Annotated in this window: 11 protein-coding genes; 7 read left to right on the plus strand and 4 right to left on the minus strand. The window is 62.8% G+C overall.

The genetic code is table 11. The annotated features are described in order from the left end of the window. Positions 1-13 precede the first annotated feature (13 nt). The 3 genes from K5X80_RS09765 to K5X80_RS09775 are packed head-to-tail and all read left to right on the plus strand — an operon-like array spanning position 14 to position 2,752. Complete coding sequence (locus K5X80_RS09765) at positions 14-799, plus strand: type III pantothenate kinase (RefSeq protein ID WP_222557559.1); 786 nt, start codon at positions 14-16, stop codon at positions 797-799. After that, entirely contained in the window at positions 796-2,442 is a 1,647-nt protein-coding gene (locus K5X80_RS09770) for a ribonuclease J (RefSeq protein WP_222557560.1), read from the plus strand. Before K5X80_RS09765 ends, K5X80_RS09770 begins: the two co-directional genes overlap by 4 nt. 7 nt (positions 2,443-2,449) lie before the next feature. Next, the gene (locus K5X80_RS09775; RefSeq protein WP_222557561.1) at positions 2,450-2,752 is read left to right on the plus strand and encodes a DUF1467 family protein; all 303 of its coding nucleotides are present in this window, start codon (positions 2,450-2,452) and stop codon (positions 2,750-2,752) included. Positions 2,753-2,779: 27 nt separating this feature from the next. Here the strand turns inward: K5X80_RS09775 and K5X80_RS09780 are convergent, their stop codons facing one another. Next, positions 2,780-5,344 (minus strand): hypothetical protein, encoded by a 2,565-nt coding sequence (locus tag K5X80_RS09780; RefSeq protein WP_222557562.1) that lies wholly within the window; start codon positions 5,342-5,344, stop codon positions 2,780-2,782. Positions 5,345-5,551: 207 nt separating this feature from the next. On the opposite strand from K5X80_RS09780, the gene K5X80_RS09785 reads away from it, so the two are divergent. Genes K5X80_RS09785 through K5X80_RS09795 form a run of 3 tightly spaced genes read left to right on the plus strand, consistent with a single transcriptional unit; the run spans position 5,552 to position 9,141 of the window. Beyond that, a complete protein-coding gene (locus K5X80_RS09785; protein ID WP_222557563.1) occupies positions 5,552-6,760 on the plus strand; it encodes a hypothetical protein in 1,209 nt (402 codons plus the stop codon). Between the two features lie 38 nt (positions 6,761-6,798). Beyond that, entirely contained in the window at positions 6,799-7,746 is a 948-nt protein-coding gene (locus K5X80_RS09790; RefSeq protein WP_222557564.1) for a hypothetical protein, read from the plus strand. A 3-nt stretch (positions 7,747-7,749) separates the two neighbouring features. Further along, on the plus strand, positions 7,750-9,141 hold the full coding sequence (locus tag K5X80_RS09795; RefSeq protein ID WP_222557565.1) for a sensor histidine kinase: 1,392 nt from the start codon (positions 7,750-7,752) through the stop codon (positions 9,139-9,141). A 118-nt stretch (positions 9,142-9,259) separates the two neighbouring features. On the opposite strand, the gene K5X80_RS09800 is transcribed toward K5X80_RS09795, so the two are convergent. Both K5X80_RS09800 and gltX read right to left on the minus strand, forming a co-directional pair. Further along, complete coding sequence (locus K5X80_RS09800) at positions 9,260-10,546, minus strand: citrate synthase (RefSeq protein ID WP_222557566.1); 1,287 nt, start codon at positions 10,544-10,546, stop codon at positions 9,260-9,262. 23 nt (positions 10,547-10,569) lie between these two features. Beyond that, complete coding sequence (gene gltX, locus K5X80_RS09805) at positions 10,570-12,000, minus strand: glutamate--tRNA ligase (RefSeq protein ID WP_222557567.1); 1,431 nt, start codon at positions 11,998-12,000, stop codon at positions 10,570-10,572. A gap of 28 nt (positions 12,001-12,028) precedes the next feature. Between gltX and K5X80_RS09810 the strand changes: the two genes are divergently transcribed. Then, positions 12,029-14,233, plus strand: coding sequence for a ComEC/Rec2 family competence protein (locus K5X80_RS09810; protein WP_222557568.1), 2,205 nt, complete (start codon positions 12,029-12,031; stop codon positions 14,231-14,233). 232 nt (positions 14,234-14,465) lie between these two features. Here K5X80_RS09810 and lexA read toward each other — a convergent pair whose 3' ends face one another. Continuing rightward, positions 14,466-15,161 (minus strand): transcriptional repressor LexA, encoded by a 696-nt coding sequence (gene lexA / locus K5X80_RS09815; RefSeq protein WP_222557569.1) that lies wholly within the window; start codon positions 15,159-15,161, stop codon positions 14,466-14,468. Between the last annotated feature and the right edge of the window lie 179 nt (positions 15,162-15,340).

Below are 15,340 nucleotides of genomic sequence, written 5' to 3' on the forward strand. Positions count from 1 at the left end.
AGGAGTGCCTTCCATGCTTCTTGCCATTGACGCGGGCAATACCAACGTCGTTTTCGCTCTGTTCGAAGGGCGCGACCTGAAAGCGCGCTGGCGCATCGCCACCGATCCGCGCCGCACCGCCGATGAATATGCGGTCTGGCTGGTGCAACTGATGGCGATTCAGGGGATCGCGCGCGAAGCGGTGACGCAGATCATCATTTCGACGGTAGTTCCACGGGCGCTGCACAATCTCAATGTCCTGTCGCAGAACTATTTCGGTATCGTGCCCCTGGTTGCGGGCGAAGGGAACGCCGACTGGGGCATTCACATTGATGTCGATCAGCCGCGTTCTCTGGGCGCGGATCGTGCGGTGAACGCCATCGCGGCGCACGCCAAATATGGCGGGGACCTGATTGTGGTCGACTTCGGCACTGCCACGACGTTCGATGTGGTCGATTTCAACGGGGCCTACAAAGGCGGGATCATCGTGCCGGGAATCAATCTGTCGCTTGACGCATTGGTTGGCAACACGGCCAAATTGCCGCGTATAGCCATAGAAGCGCCCCGTTCGACCAGTGTGATCGGCCGGAACACCGAAGATCAGATGCTTATCGGGGTGTTCTGGGGTTACGTTGCGATGATGGAAGGCCTTATTGCCCGGCTGCGTAACGAGATTGGCCGCCCTGCGAAAGTGATCGCAACCGGCGGGCTGGCGATCCTGTTCGATCAGCGCACCGATATCTTCGACGCGGTCGATGCAGAACTGACTCTGGATGGCCTGGCCATTCTTGCCGAACGGGCAGGGACGGTCGCACCATGAAGAAAGATTTCACGCCCGAAGCCGAATTGCTCTTCCTCGCGCTCGGCGGATCGGGCGAAATCGGCATGAACGTCAATCTCTACGGGTGTGACGGCAAGTGGCTGATGGTCGACCTCGGCATGAGTTTCGGCAGCAACGAATATCCCGGCACCGAACTGGTGTTCGCCGATCTGGAGTTCATTGAGGACAGGCTGGACGATCTGCTCGGCATCGTGCTGACGCATGGACACGAAGACCACATCGGTGCGGTGCCCTATTTCGCGGCGGAACTGGGAGTGCCGCTTTACGCCACGCCGTTCACCGCGGATCTGGTGCGGCACAAGCTTGCTGAGGCCGGAAATGGCGATCAGATCGAACTGAACGTGATCGACACGCAGGACAGCTTCGCGCTCGGGCCATTCGATATCACCTATGTGCCGCTGGCCCATTCGATCGCCGAAGGCAACGCGCTGCTGATCGATACGCCCTATGGCCGCATTTTCCATACCGGCGACTGGAAGCTGGATGAAGAGCCGATGATCGGCGAGCCGGCCACGGAGATCGAACTGACCGAACTGGGCGATGCCGGGGTGCTGGCGCTGGTGTGCGATTCCACCAATGTCTTCAATCCTGAGGCATCGGGCTCCGAAGGGGCGGTTTACAGAGGGTTGCTGGACGAAGTGCGCAAGCATGCCGGACGCAGAGTGCTCGTCACCACGTTCGCTTCCAATGTGGCGCGCCTGCAGACGCTGGGCGATGTCGCCAAAGTCACTGGGCGCCAGCTTTGCGTCGCCGGGCGGTCGCTCGACCGGATTATCGAAGTGGGGCAGGCCAACGGTTATCTGCACGATTTCCCGCCCACGGTGGATTTCGACCGGGCGATGGACCTGCCGCGCGGCGACGTGCTGATCATTGCCACCGGCGGCCAGGGGGAAGCACGGGCGGCGCTCGCCCGGATTGCCGACGATACCCATCCGATCGGGCTGGAAGCGGGCGATGTGGTGCTGTTCTCCAGCAGGCAGATCCCTGGCAACGAAATCGCCATCGGCCGGGTGCAGAACAAGCTGGCCGAACGCGGAATCGTCATGGTCACCGACCGGCAGAGCGAAATCCACGTATCCGGCCATCCAGGCAGGCCGGAACTGGAAGCGCTTTATGGATGGTTGCGCCCGCAGATTCTCGTCCCCGTGCACGGTGAGATTCGCCACATGCAGGAACAGGCGCGGCTTGGTCAGGCAAGGGGCATTCCCAGCACTGTGTTCCAGAAGAACGGCGATATCGTGCGTCTCGCGCCGGGGAAGCCTGGAAAACTGGCTGAAGTGCGCGCCGGGCGGCTCATTCTCGATGGCGATATCATCATTCCCGCCGATGGCGAGGCGATCACCATGCGCCGCCGTATGGCGCGCGATGGCGTGGTTATCGCGGTGATCGATCACAAGGGCGCGGTGCAGGTGACGGCGATGGGCCTGCCGCTGGACGAAGATTATGCCGCGTTCGTTGCCGAAGCGGAAAGCGATGCCGGAACCGCGCTGGCTCGCCTGAAAGGCGGCGCGCGCAAGGATCGGGAAGCGATCATCGAAGCGACTCGTCTTGCCGTGCGACGTGCGGCCCAGCGCTGGTCAGGCAAGAAACCGCAGGTCAAGGTTCTGCTGACGGAAGGTTGATGCTGGCATGAAGTGGACTTCTATTCTGGCCATCTACGCGCTGTTCTGGGTGATGAGCGCGTTCATCATGCTGCCGTTCGGCGTGCGCACGCATGACGAAGCGGGAGTGGAGAAAGTTCCCGGCCAGGCGGATAGCGCGCCAGCACATTTCCGGCCCGGCCTGCACATGCTGCGTGCCGCTGTCGTTGCCGCTGTTCTGTGCGGCCTGTTCTATGCGAACTATCTCAACGGATGGATATCCGCCGAAGATCTGAACATTTTCGGCAAACCGCCCGCGATGGATAGCGAACCCGCCCTGTATCGGGATTGATCGCTGCCCAATCGCGTGCTTTCCGGATTACTGCCGTAGCCGTTCGATGGCTTGTGCCAGCGCGACGTAGAGCTTGCCCATATCGGCGGACAGCAGGGTCACACTCATCGCATGGCCATCGCGCGTGGACAGGAGTTCGCGCAGCATCGCTTCGAAATCGTGTACGTAGCGATTCACGTGAGCGCGGAAATTGGCGTCATTCTGATAAGTGTCGCTCACGATCCGGCTTTCGCCGCTGTCGAGCAGGCGCACCGCACGACGGGTGAAAATACCCCGATCCCCGCGCAGATACGCGGCCCAGGCGGTATCGGACACATCGGTGGAGAGAACCCTGGCGATATCGATGGCGCTGGAATTCAGCGCCTCGGTAATCAGGGCGGCCCGGCGGGCGAAATCGTTATCGACCTGCTCTGCCGCGCGTTCGCGCGCGCGGGCGACGCGCATTTCAAGGTGATTGGTAAGATCGGTCACTTTGGCCAGTTGGTCGCGCAACTGGATCGCCGCTTCACGGCTGACGCCTGCGGCATGGGCAGCCGCCTGTTCGAGTTGGCCGACCGCTTCGGCGCTGCGGGCCCTGACCGCGCGATCGATGGCTTGCGCACTGTCGTCGCCGATGCGTGAGGCCAGCCGTGCAGCGGCATCCGCGCCATCCTGTTCGAGGCTGGAAATGGCCGATCGCGTGGCTTCGGCCAGTTGCTCCAGGCTGTTGCGCAGATGCTGCTCGCGCTCCGCTGCCAAGGCTTCGCTTTCCTTGCCCAGGGCTGCCAGTTCGTTGCGGAATAGCGCCAGTTGTTCCGCGTGGCCTTCGTTATAGGCGGCAAAGGTCGCGTGGAACTGTTCCACTTCTTTCATCACGGACACACCATCGCGCTGCGCGGTCTGCACATAATCGGATAGCAGGCGCCCCTTGTCGTGCGCATCGCTGATCAGTCGGTTTACGGCTTCGACATTTCCAGTGAAGCTGCCGAGATGCTGATCGGCATTGCTGATCGCGGCAGGCAGGTCTTCGCGGCTGTGCTGGGCGCCGGCGCGAATGATTTCGAGCAGGCGCACGCTGGCTTCCGTCAGGCTGGCAACGGCCTGATCCGTTTCGGCAACGGTATCGCGGCTTGTGGCGATCTTGGTGCCGAGAGCCGCCAGCGCTTCGCCCAATTCGTTGCGAACGGCATGGCCTTGCGCACCGATCTCCTCGATCCGGGCGGAAAGGCCCGCCAGCCGCGTGGTGATGGCATCGGCATGCTGGGCGATTTCGTGACTGGCGGCGAGATGCGCTTCGCGCCGTTCGGCGATGGCCGCATCGAGGTTTTCAAGGTGCTCGCGGGTATCGGCCAGTTGCTCAGCCTGCCAGCTTTCCGCGCGTTCGCGGCGGCGGGTGAACTCATCGTCCCAAAGCGCGCGACTCGCGGCGGCTGCTTCTTGCGCCTGGGCATCGATCCTGGCGATTTCGCCGGTCGCGCCGTGCAGGCGGGTTTCCAGTTCGCCCACCGCCTGCGTCCACGCCGTCATCGCCGAGTTTTCGTTGGTGCGAATGTCTTGCCCCAAGGTGGTGACGCGATCGCTGAGAGCGGCAATATGGGCGCGCAATGCTTCGAGCGACTGCGTTTCCTGATCGGCCAGTTGCGCGCGGGCGGCGGCCATCTCGTCACTCAGGCTCTGCGCCCGGCGGCGGATGGCGGCCAGCATTTCCACTTCCTGCCCATCCAGTTCCGTGCGGAAAGCAAGGCTGCGCTCGTTCAATGCGGCGAACCGCCCGGTGGCGATATCTTCAAGCTTGGTGGCCTGCATGGCAAAAGCGGCCAGTGCGGCATCGACTTGCGCCCGGACCGCTTGCACCTGCTGTTCGGCGGCGTCGCCAAATTCGTGCATGCGCTGGAAGCCGCTGGTCAGTTCCTGCAAGTGGTCCTGCGCCACCCGCCCGGCATTGCCGATCTGATTGGTCACATCACGGGCGGAATTGGCGATAACCGGCAGTTCGTTGCGCAGCTTGCCCATGTTTTCCAAGGCATTGCTGCTGACACTGGCAATAGATTCGACCTGTGCGCTGTTGTCCTGAATCAGGCTCGCAAGGCGGTCTGCGTGCTGAGAAATGCGTTCGACAGAAACCCGCCCGAGCGATTCGAGATCGCGCGATTGCGAAGCAATGAATTCGCGGGCCAGGCTAAGCTCGCGGTTGACGGTGGCCAGCCGCGTTTCAAGCTGGGCCGATTCCTGCGATAGCAACCGGGCCACATCGTTGAAACGGCCGGCTTCGCGCTGGCTGTTGCGCATGCCCAGCAGCCACAACGCCACCACCAGCAGAACCGGGACAGCCCAGGTGCCGATCCATTCGGCCCATTGCGCAGGCGATGCGCCGGTGGACATGGCCTGGCTGTTGGCCCAGCCGAAAAAGCCTGTCCACAGAACCACCACACCGAGTGCGAGAGCCGGAAGATAGGCGATGAAAGGCGAGGGAGCGGGATGTTCGAACTCCTCCGTCTCGTCCCATATCTCTTCCTCCGGCTGCACCGGTTCGGTTGCCGCCATCGCAAAATGCTGCGCTTCGCCCGGTTCCTCTCCGGAACCGAGCGATACTATCCGTGACCCTCCGCTCATGCGCGGCAACATATCATGCTTCGGCAAGCAATAAACCCTGCCATGCCGGACTTGAGACAAGTTGTGCATGGCATCCCCCAAAGCCAGCCCCTTATCCCCGCATGAAATGGCAATCCCGGGGGTTTCCTGGCATGGGCCTGTGTTGATGGCTTGGCAGGATAGCGTCACCCGCCTAGAGAGGGGCCCGATTTTCAGGGAGTTCTGCGGGTGCGTGTCGCCCTCCTTTCCATGCTCGACAGCGCCGGGGAACCGGGTGAAGGTCACAAGGCCTTCATTCCCTTTGCCGGGAAGACTGTTGCCCGGCGGCAGATCGAACTGGCGCTGGCGCTGGGCTGCGAACGTGTGGTGTGTCTGGCCGACAATCTCGGGCCCGGCCTGATCGCCCTGCAACACGAAGTCGAATCCGCTGGCGCGAAGTTTCACGTCATTTCCGTGCCGCGTGCCCTGTGCGGGCTGGTCTATGCAACAGATGAACTGATCATGCTGGCCGATGGGGTGCTGCCTCTGGCTGATGAGGCGCGGGATATCCTGGCCAAGGGCAATGCGATCGTGGTGGTGTCTGCCGAAACGGGCATTCCTGCGGGGTTTGAGCGGATCGATCTGAATCATGCCTGGGCGGGCGCGCTGGTCATGCCGGGCAAGCTGGTGGAACGGCTGAACGAACTGCCGCAGGATTGTGATGGCGTTTCCTCTCTGCTGCGGATCGCGTTGCAGGGGCGGGTGCCCGAACGGGTTCTGCCCGATGCGGTTCTCGCAGAGGGGCGCTGGGCCATGCTTTCCACCGTGGGCGATGCGACATCGCTCGAACCCGCATGGTTCCGCCGTCACGCCGCGTCAGCCGATCCGTTCACCCCTGGCCGCTGGCTGGCATTCGGGTTGGCGGCGCGTTTCGGTGTCGGGTGGCTCAACCGTGGTATCCGGCCAGCTTATCTGCTGACATGCGCGGTGCTGCTCCTGTGCCTTGCGTTGGCGGGGGGCTGGATGGGAATGATTGCCGGTGGCTTTGCGGCCCTTGGGTTTAGCTGGTTTCTGGCCGATGCCAGCCAGTCGCTCGATCATGGCGAGCGTGCCGGGCGTGAGAGAAAACCCTTTTTCGCCAAGGTGATTCAGGCATTCGCACTGGCGGCCGATCTGGCCGTGATCGCGCTGCTGGCTATGGCGATGGATGGCATGTTCGCATCGCTGTTCGCGTTGCTTTTCATCCCTCTCACGCTGATGGGGCTGGTGTGGCTGGTGCCGTATCTTTCCCGCAAGCGCTGGGCCGGTTTGCTGGGTGATCGGGTAGTGCTGGCGCTAATTCTGGCTCTGGGCGCCACGATGGACATCCTGCCCGAGCTTACCCAATGTCTCATTTTGATACTTGTGGGCTGCGCGATTATCTTGTCCCGCGCGGAGAGGAGGCTAACTCAAATTTAACCAAGGGCCGCTATCGCGGCACGATGATGGAATCTGGCATGTCCCAATTTGGCGATCGTACCACAGAAGAGATTCTGTCTGATACGCTGATACGCGGCGATGCGGCGCTGGCTTCCACTGTCCCGGTCTTGCGCCATCTGCTTGAAAATGACGATCAGTCGATGTTCACCGACGAGATCGTTGCCCGAGTGCGGGGGATGGTGCGGCATATTGCCCGGCAATTGCTGTTCGCGCTGGCCGAAGCAGCCGGGGAAAGCGATCCGCACGCCTTTGCGGAACATGGTTTTGAACGGCTCACGGGCCTGCTCGCACGGGATAGCGCGCTTCTCGGTCATGCGCATACGCTCGCGCTCGAATATCAGTTGTGCGAACGCCTGTACGCGCGCATCGGCCTCGATCCGGTTCTATCCCCTTTTCTACGGACACTGTTCGCGGCGAGCGGTACGGAAACATCGCCTGCCGAGATGGCGGTGGTCGCCGCGCAGGCACGCTTTTGCCAGCAACAACGGCGGATGGAACTGCCACTGGCGGAATTGCCGGAAGCTTTGTTCCAATCGGCCTTGTCCGCATTGCATATGCCGGCGGTCGATCTGGAACAGCAGATCGTTACCGCCGCCCAATCGCAATTGCGTGCGGCATTCGACGAGCGCGCCAGCCGGTGTGGCCTGTTGACGCGCCTGGTCGCCAGTCAGAACCAGACAGGCACGCCGGTGCTCGAAGCCACGCAGGCGGGGGTGTCGCTGTTCATCAGCGCATTGGCGCATGCCACGGGGCAGGACCGGGGGAGCATCGTGCTGGCGATATGCGACCGCCAGATGACACGATTTGCCCTGTCTCTGCGCGCAGCGGGATTGCCCGCCGCCGCGATCGAGACCCAGTTCGCCTGCTTCCATCCCGATGCAGTGGCGCCTTATGGTTTTGAAATGGTCGACCGGGAACAGGCTGCGCTGATTCTGTCGCAATCGGCGGTTGAGATAGCGGACTGATCGATGATCGATGTCGGCACTTTTCTGGCCCGTGCCTCCAGCGATTCGCAGGATCGCCTGATCGAGGCCGACGAGCCGCTGGCGGGATTGCAGAGGCGTTGCGGGGGCGAACTGCCCGGCGTGATCGCGGTGCCTGCCTTGCTCGAACTCGTGCGCAAATGCCGCCTGTTCCGCCTGAAATCGTCGCAGGCAATCCAGGCGCAAGACGGTGAAAATCAGATTGATGCATGGGTGGAAGTCACGCCGAGGCAAGGGGAAGCCAGCGGGTGCGACATTGTCGCCACAAGCTGGAAATCCCAGCCGATGAAGCTCGAAAATCTGGTCGAATATGCCGAACGCAAGGCCGCGATAGACCGGCAACTGGCCGAATTGCATGCCCGGCTCGATCCGGCGCAGAATATTCTGGCGGTTGAGGCGCAGGCTCTGGATCTTGCCGATCTCGCGGCGCGCATGGCGCAAGGCGCCGGGCAGCCGTGGACCGATTTCGTGACCATCGTCGGAAGCACCCAGCGCCAACCCTTGCACTGGCGCCTGCTCGACGGGGCCACGCTGGTTATCGATGGGTCCGACCGGCGCTGGAAAGCAGGGTTCGTGCCTTTGGGCGTTCCCGAGCCTGGTAGCGCGGGATTCGAACTGTATTTCGTGGCCGATCAACCGCTGATCAGGACGCAATCCGCCATTTTGCAGCGGCCTGACCGGTCGAAGGCAACAATGGTGGGGCGCGACATCGCGCCCGTCTTGCGCCAACCGATTGCCCGCATCGTCGCCAATGCGGAAACGATCCGCACTCGTCTCGCCGGGCCACTGGCGGATGAATACGGCCGATATGCCACCGATATTTCCGCTGCCGGCAAGCATCTCCTCGCCTTAGTGGAGGATCTGGCCGATCTGGAAATCGTCGAAGCGGAAAACTTCTCGACCGCGCCCGATCGTATCGATCTGGCCGATGTCGCCCGGCGCGCGGCGGGGATTCTCTCCGTTCGGGCGCAGGAAAAAGGGATCGCTATCGAAGCGCCGCAGGATGGGGCGCATCTGCCCGCTATCGGTGAATTCCGGCGGGTTTTGCAGGTGCTGCTCAATCTGGTCGGCAATGCGATCCGGTACACGCCTGAAGGGTCGACGATCTGGCTGCGTCTGGCCCGGGAGGAAGGCATCGCCCGCGTGATCGTTGCCGATCAGGGACCGGGTCTGACGGAAGAGCAGCAAAAGAAGGTTTTCGAGAAGTTCGAACGCCTCGGCCGCACCGGGGATGGGGGAACGGGGCTTGGCCTCTACATTTCCCGCCGTCTGGCGCGGGCGATGAACGGCGATCTGACCGTGGAAAGCGCACCGGGCGAGGGTGCGCGCTTCATTCTGGATATTCCGGCCAACCAGGTGGCGGTCACGCGGCCTTAGACCGGGGACAAGTCCCCTGCGTTTCCGGCGTCTACCCGGATGAAACGAAAAAGCCCCCGCGTATCGGCGGGGGCTTTCGTCTTTCCGTCAGGCGGGCAACGATGCCCGCAGGACCGGCTCAGCGCTTGTCGAGCGGCACGTAGTCGCGCTGCGTCGGGCCGGTGTAGAGCTGGCGCGGACGGCCGATCTTCTGGCCGGGGTCCGAAATCATTTCGTTCCACTGCGCAACCCAGCCGACAGTGCGGGCAAGAGCGAACAGCACGGTGAACATGGTGGTCGGGAAACCGATCGCCGAGAGGATGATCCCCGAGTAGAAGTCCACGTTCGGGAACAGCTTCTTTTCGGCGAAGTAGTCGTCGCTCAGCGCGATTTCTTCGAGGCGCAGCGCGGTTTCGAAGACCGGATCGTTGACTTTCAGCGCTTCGAACACTTCGCGGACGGTCTTCTGCATCACCGTGGCGCGCGGATCGTAGTTCTTGTACACGCGGTGGCCGAAGCCCATCAGGCGGAACGGATCGTTCTTGTCCTTGGCGCGAGCGATGAATTCCGGAATGCGATCCGGCGTGCCGATTTCATGCAGCATGTTGAGCGCTGCTTCGTTCGCGCCGCCATGCGCCGGGCCCCACAGGCAGGCGATGCCGGCGGCGATGCAGGCGAACGGATTGGCACCCGAAGAGCCAGCGAGGCGGACGGTCGACGTCGAGGCGTTCTGTTCGTGATCGGCGTGAAGGATGAAAATGCGATCCATCGCGCGTTCGACCTCGGGGATCACTTCGTATTCTTCCGCCGGGACGCCGAAGGTCATGCGCAGGAAATTGCCGGTGTAGCTCAGCTTGTTATCGGGATAGACGAACGGCTGACCGACCGAATACTTGTACGCCATGGCCGCGATCGTCGGCATCTTGGCGATCAGGCGGTGCGAGCTGATCTTGCGATGCTCAGGGTCCGCGATGTCGGTGCTGTCGTGGTAGAACGCCGACAGGGCGCCGACGACACCGCACATCACCGCCATCGGGTGCGCATCGCGGCGGAAGCCGCGATAGAACGTCGAAAGCTGTTCGTGCACCATCGTGTGGCGGGTGATGGTGTTTTCGAAAGTCGCCAGTTCATCTTTGCTCGGCAGTTCGCCATTGAGCAGGAGATAGGCGGTTTCCATGAAGCTGGAGTGTTCCGCCAACTGACCGATGGGATAGCCGCGGTGCAACAGCACGCCTTCTTCGCCGTCGATATAGGTCAGCGCGCTTTCGCATGAACCGGTTGACGTGAAGCCCGGATCATAGGTGAACATGTGGGACTGGCCATAGAGCTTGCGAATGTCGATCACATCCGGGCCCTCGGTACCTTCGAGCACCGGGAAGTCAAAGCTCTTGCCGTCGACTGTCAGGGTTGCTTGCTTGTCAGCCAATTCACTTCCTCCAATTCAATAGCTCACCCGGCGCTGCCTGAGGTGGTCTGTGCGTCAATGCGCGCCAGGCTTTCCTCTTTCCCAAGCAGCACCAGCACATCGAAAATGCCTGGTGAGGTAGTTTGCCCCGTAAGAGCCGCACGAAGCGGTTGCGCGAGTTTGCCCAGGCCCAGCCCAAGCTCTTCCGCCATTGCCTTGAGATTGGCTTCGAGGGCGTCGCTTGTCCAGTCAATTCCGGTCTGAAGCCGGGCGGAAATCCGGGCGAGGAGCGCGCGGGCATCCGCGTCCAGCAAGGATGCGGCCTTTTCGGTCATGGCCAGCGGGCGGCGTTTGAACAGGAACGCAGCGCCATCGGCCAGTTCGTTCAGATCCTTCGCCCGGAGCTTGAGCGCGGGCATGGCCTGTTCGAGCAGAGCGATGTCCGCTTCGGGCCCGATGCGTGGCGCGGCGAGCTCTGCCAGATGGGCATCGTCCGCTTCCCGGATATAAAGGCCGTTGAGATTCTGCAGTTTCTTGATGTCGAAGCGCGCCGGGCTCTTGCCGACACCGCCGAGATCGAACAATTCGACTGCTTCGGCGCGGGAGACCACTTCCTTGTCGCCATAGCCCCAGCCGAGGCGCAACAGATAGTTGAACAGGGCTTCGGGCAGAATGCCCATTTCATCGCGGTAGGCTTCCACCCCCAGCGCGCCGTGCCGCTTGGACAGCTTTGCACCGTCCGCGCCGTGAATCAGCGGAATATGGGCATAGACCGGATCATCCCAGCCGCCTTCGATCGCGTTCATCGCGCGGATGATCGGCAACTGGCGGAAAGCGTTGTTGAGGTGATCGTCGCCGCGGATGATGTGCGTCACGCCCATATCGTGATCGTCGACCACCACCGCCAGCATATAGGTCGGCGTGCCGTCCGAACGCAGCAGGATATAGTCGTCGATCTCGGAGTTCTTCACCGTCACCCGACCCTGAACCGCATCCTCGATCACGGTTTCACCTTCCTGCGGCGTTTTCAGCCGGACGACGAACGGCGCGCCAGCGGGCGCTTCCGAAGGGTCGCGGTCGCGCCAGCGGCCGTCGTAACGCAGCGGCTGCTTGGCGGCGCGCTGGGCCGCGCGCATCTCTTCCAGTTCTTCGGGCGTGGCGTAGCAGCGATAGGCGTGGCCTGCATCCAGCAGCTTTTGCGCCACTTCGGCATGGCGCGCTTCGCGGGCCGACTGGAACACGGTTTCACCGTCCCAATCGAGTCCCAGCCAGTCGAGCCCGGAAATGATCGCGTCGATGGCCGCCTGAGTCGAACGGGCACGGTCGGTATCTTCGATCCGGAGCAGCGCCTTGCCGCCATGGTGGCGGGCATAGAGCCAGTTGAACAAGGCGGTGCGGGCGCCACCAATGTGGAGAAAACCCGTAGGAGAAGGGGCGAAGCGGGTGACGACGGGTTTGTCGCTTGCGCTTGCCATGAGACCCCGTTTCCTTTCCTATCGTTCAATGACCGGTCAGGTTCCCTTCGTGCCGCTTGCAGGCGATGACGCCGGGAACAATGTTGCGGTGCAGCGCCCTTGGCGAAAAAGCATCCGGTTGTCCAGCATTGGCGGCGCTCTCGAATCATTTCTCGCTTCGGCGGGGCTCGATCGCGGACCATGGCTGGCTGTCGGGTTTGCTGCGGGAATCGCGCTGTGGTTCGTTTTGCCGGGGCCTCAGGAGTGGGTGATCGCCATTCTCCTCTGCGCGGTGGCCGCGTTGGCGGCGGGCTGGGCCTGGAAAGGGAACGAGCGGCGAATCCATTGCACTATGGCGGTGGTCGCGCTGGCAGTGGTGCTCGCAAGCGGAATCGGAGTGATCTGGGTGCGCTCGGCACTGGTCGGTGCAGAGCCCGTTGCCCGCCCGTTCACCGCAACCCTGGATGCTCGCGTCCTGACGCGTGAGGAGCGCCCGGCGGAAGAGCGCGTACGCCTCGTTCTGGCGACGCGTGAGCCGGAGAGCGGGCGGGCGATCCAGGTGCGCGTCAATCTGCCGGACCGTGCGGACGACCCCGCGATTGCCGAAGGGGCGGTGATCCGGCTGAAAGCCCGCCTGATGCCGCCCGCGCCGCCCATGCTGCCCGGTGCCTATGATTTCGCCCGTGCTGCATGGTTCAAGGGCTATGCGGCCACAGGCAACGCGGTCGGCCCGGTGACGGTTCTGGAGGCGGGTGAGGAAAGTGTGGGATTGCCCCGGTTGCAGCGCGGTCTGGCCCGGCATATCCGCGCCCGGATCGATGGATCGCCGGGCACCATCGCGGCGGCGCTGGCCAGCGGGGATCGCGGAGCCATCGCCGAAAGCGATGAACAGGCGATGCGCGATTCCGGGCTGACGCATCTGCTGTCGATCAGCGGGCTGCATGTCAGCGCGGTGATCGGCGCGGCCTATGTCCTCGCCCTGTGGGTGTTGGCGGGATGGCCATGGCTGGCCCTGCGGGTGCGCCTGCCGCTGGTGGCCGCAGGTGTCGGGGCGATCGCGGGGATCGGGTACACGTTGTTGACCGGGGCGGAAGTGCCGACGGTGCGCAGTTGCGCCGGGGCGGTGCTGGTGCTGCTGGCTCTGGCGCTCGGGCGCGAGCCGCTGTCGCTGCGCATGGTTGCGGTGGCGGTGATGTTCGTTCTGTTGTTGTGGCCGGAATCGCTGATCGGGCCCAGCTTCCAGATGAGCTTTGCCGCTGTGATCGCGATCATCGCCTTGCATACCGCTGCCCCGATACGGGCCTTTCTCGCCCCGCGTGAAGAAGGCTGGATCGCGTGGATGGCGCGGCGGACCGTCATGCTGCTGGTGACGGGTTTCGTTATCGAACTGGCGCTGATGCCGATCGTGCTGTTTCACTTCCATCGGGCGGGTGTCTACGGTGCGCTGGCCAATATGGTCGGGATTCCGCTCACGACGTTCATCACCATGCCACTGATCGCGCTGGCGTTGCTGTGCGATCTGGCGGGCATCGGCGCGCCGGTATGGTGGATGGTGGGCAAGTCACTCGAACTTCTGCTGTCCATTGCCCATGTCACCGCGAGCCAGCCCGGCGCGGTGACGCATCTGCCCACCATGGGGCACGGTGTGTTCGCCTTGTTCCTGGCGGGCGGGCTGTGGCTTGCCCTGTGGCGTGGCCGTGTGCGCCTGCTCGGCTTGCTGCCCGTAATATTGGCGGCCGGGCTGGCGCTGCGCGCGCCCGGCACGGACATTCTGGTGACAGGCGACGGCCGCCATGTGGCGATCGTGGGCGAGGGGGAGCGCCTGGTTCTGCTGCGCGCCAGCCGCAGCGATTACACGCGGGACAATCTGGCCGAACTGTCGGGCCTGACGGCGGAACCCGTGCTGTTCGGCGCGTGGCCCGGTGCGCGATGCAGCCGGGATTTCTGCACCGCCACCGTGGTGCGGGCGGGCAAGGCCTATCATCTGCTCGCCACACGCAGCCGGGCTCTGGTCGAGGCGGGCGCGCTGACCCAGGCTTGTGCCCGGGCCGATATCGTGATCGCCGACCGCCGCCTGCCGCGCAATTGCACACCGCGCTGGATCAAGGCAGATCGCCGCATGCTGCAACAGAGCGGAGGTCTGGCGATCAATCTCACCCATCGCAGCGTTACCGCCGTGGCCCAGAATCAGGGGCGGCATGGTTGGTGGAAAGGACACGGCCGGGGCAAGGTTGTCCTCACGCTATTTGAATAAAATTCTTCTATAAGAGGATGATAGTGGTGGAACTTATTTCTCAATATAAGCGAAATTCCGCGCATCACTCAGCCGGGTAAAGCTGCCACCGCTTTGTCGCCAATATGAGAACAACGGAAAAGGGACGGGAAGGAAAAGTTTTGCTTTTCTGCCTGAGAGATCACCTCTTAAGCACGGAAAAAAATCGCTTTCCCAACGTCAATGCTCCATTGCGAAGCTCTCGCTCTCCGGCTCAGTGATAGCGGCGCAGCAGCCCGGCGAGTTTGCCTTGCACGATCACTTCGTGCGGTTCGTAGATTTGTGGCTCGTACGCCGCGTTGGCGGGGGCGAGACGGATCTTGCCGCCATCGCGGTGGAGATATTTCAGAGTGGCTTCTTCGTTGCGGACCAGAGCCACGACGATTTCCCCGTCACGCGCGCTATCCGTACGCTTCACCAAAGCGAAATCGCCATCGAAAATACCCGCTTCGATCATGGAATCGCCGGAGACTTCGAGAGCATAATGTTCCCCCGCGCCGAGCAGCGCGGCGGGGACGGGCAAAGTTGCATGCGTTTCCAGCGCTTCGATCGGGGCGCCGGCGGCAATCCGGCCATGAAGCGGCAGTTCGATCACATCGTTGACATTGGCGGCGAGCGGCGGTGCGACCGGCGGCTTAATCGCGCGGGCGACCGCAGTATCGGCGGGTGCACCGCGCACCGCGGTTCCGGTCACATCCTCAGGCTGCTTGAGCACTTCCAGCGCCCGGGCGCGGTTGGGCAGGCGGCGAATGAAGCCGCGTTCTTCCAGCGCGGAAATCAGTCGGTGCACGCCCGACTTGGATTTCAGGTCAAGCGCTTCCTTCATTTCCTCGAACGAGGGAGAAATGCCGGTTTCTTCCAACTTTGCCTGAATGAACCGGATAAGCTCATGCTGTTTTGCCGTAAGCATGCTCAAATGCTCCCTTGCTGGCCGGAGTGCCCCGGCTGCTTGGTCCAGATTCACGAGGGGGACACCCAGTGAACGAATGAGGAACAATTAAGCAACCTTTTGCCCTGCGTCAAGCGTTTCCGCCATTTTCGAGCAAAAGGCGCAGGCGTGTTCATCCTACCCCGGTGGCCGGGCCCAAG

The organism is Caenibius sp. WL (assembly GCF_019803445.1).
GTDB lineage: Bacteria > Pseudomonadota > Alphaproteobacteria > Sphingomonadales > Sphingomonadaceae > Caenibius.

Excerpts from the sequence above, each read along its gene's own strand:
- K5X80_RS09765 (WP_222557559.1), top strand. The coding sequence starts at position 14 with ATGCTTCTTGCCATTGACGCGGGCAATACCAACGTCGTTTTCGCTCTG.
- K5X80_RS09770 (WP_222557560.1), top strand. The coding sequence starts at position 796 with ATGAAGAAAGATTTCACGCCCGAAGCCGAATTGCTCTTCCTCGCGCTC.
- K5X80_RS09775 (WP_222557561.1), top strand. The coding sequence starts at position 2,450 with ATGAAGTGGACTTCTATTCTGGCCATCTACGCGCTGTTCTGGGTGATG.
- K5X80_RS09780 (WP_222557562.1), bottom strand. The coding sequence starts at position 5,344 with ATGAGCGGAGGGTCACGGATAGTATCGCTCGGTTCCGGAGAGGAACCG.
- K5X80_RS09790 (WP_222557564.1), top strand. The coding sequence starts at position 6,799 with ATGTCCCAATTTGGCGATCGTACCACAGAAGAGATTCTGTCTGATACG.
- K5X80_RS09795 (WP_222557565.1), top strand. The coding sequence starts at position 7,750 with ATGATCGATGTCGGCACTTTTCTGGCCCGTGCCTCCAGCGATTCGCAG.
- gltX (WP_222557567.1), bottom strand. The coding sequence starts at position 12,000 with ATGGCAAGCGCAAGCGACAAACCCGTCGTCACCCGCTTCGCCCCTTCT.
- K5X80_RS09810 (WP_222557568.1), top strand. The coding sequence starts at position 12,029 with ATGACCGGTCAGGTTCCCTTCGTGCCGCTTGCAGGCGATGACGCCGGG.
- lexA (WP_222557569.1), bottom strand. The coding sequence starts at position 15,161 with ATGCTTACGGCAAAACAGCATGAGCTTATCCGGTTCATTCAGGCAAAG.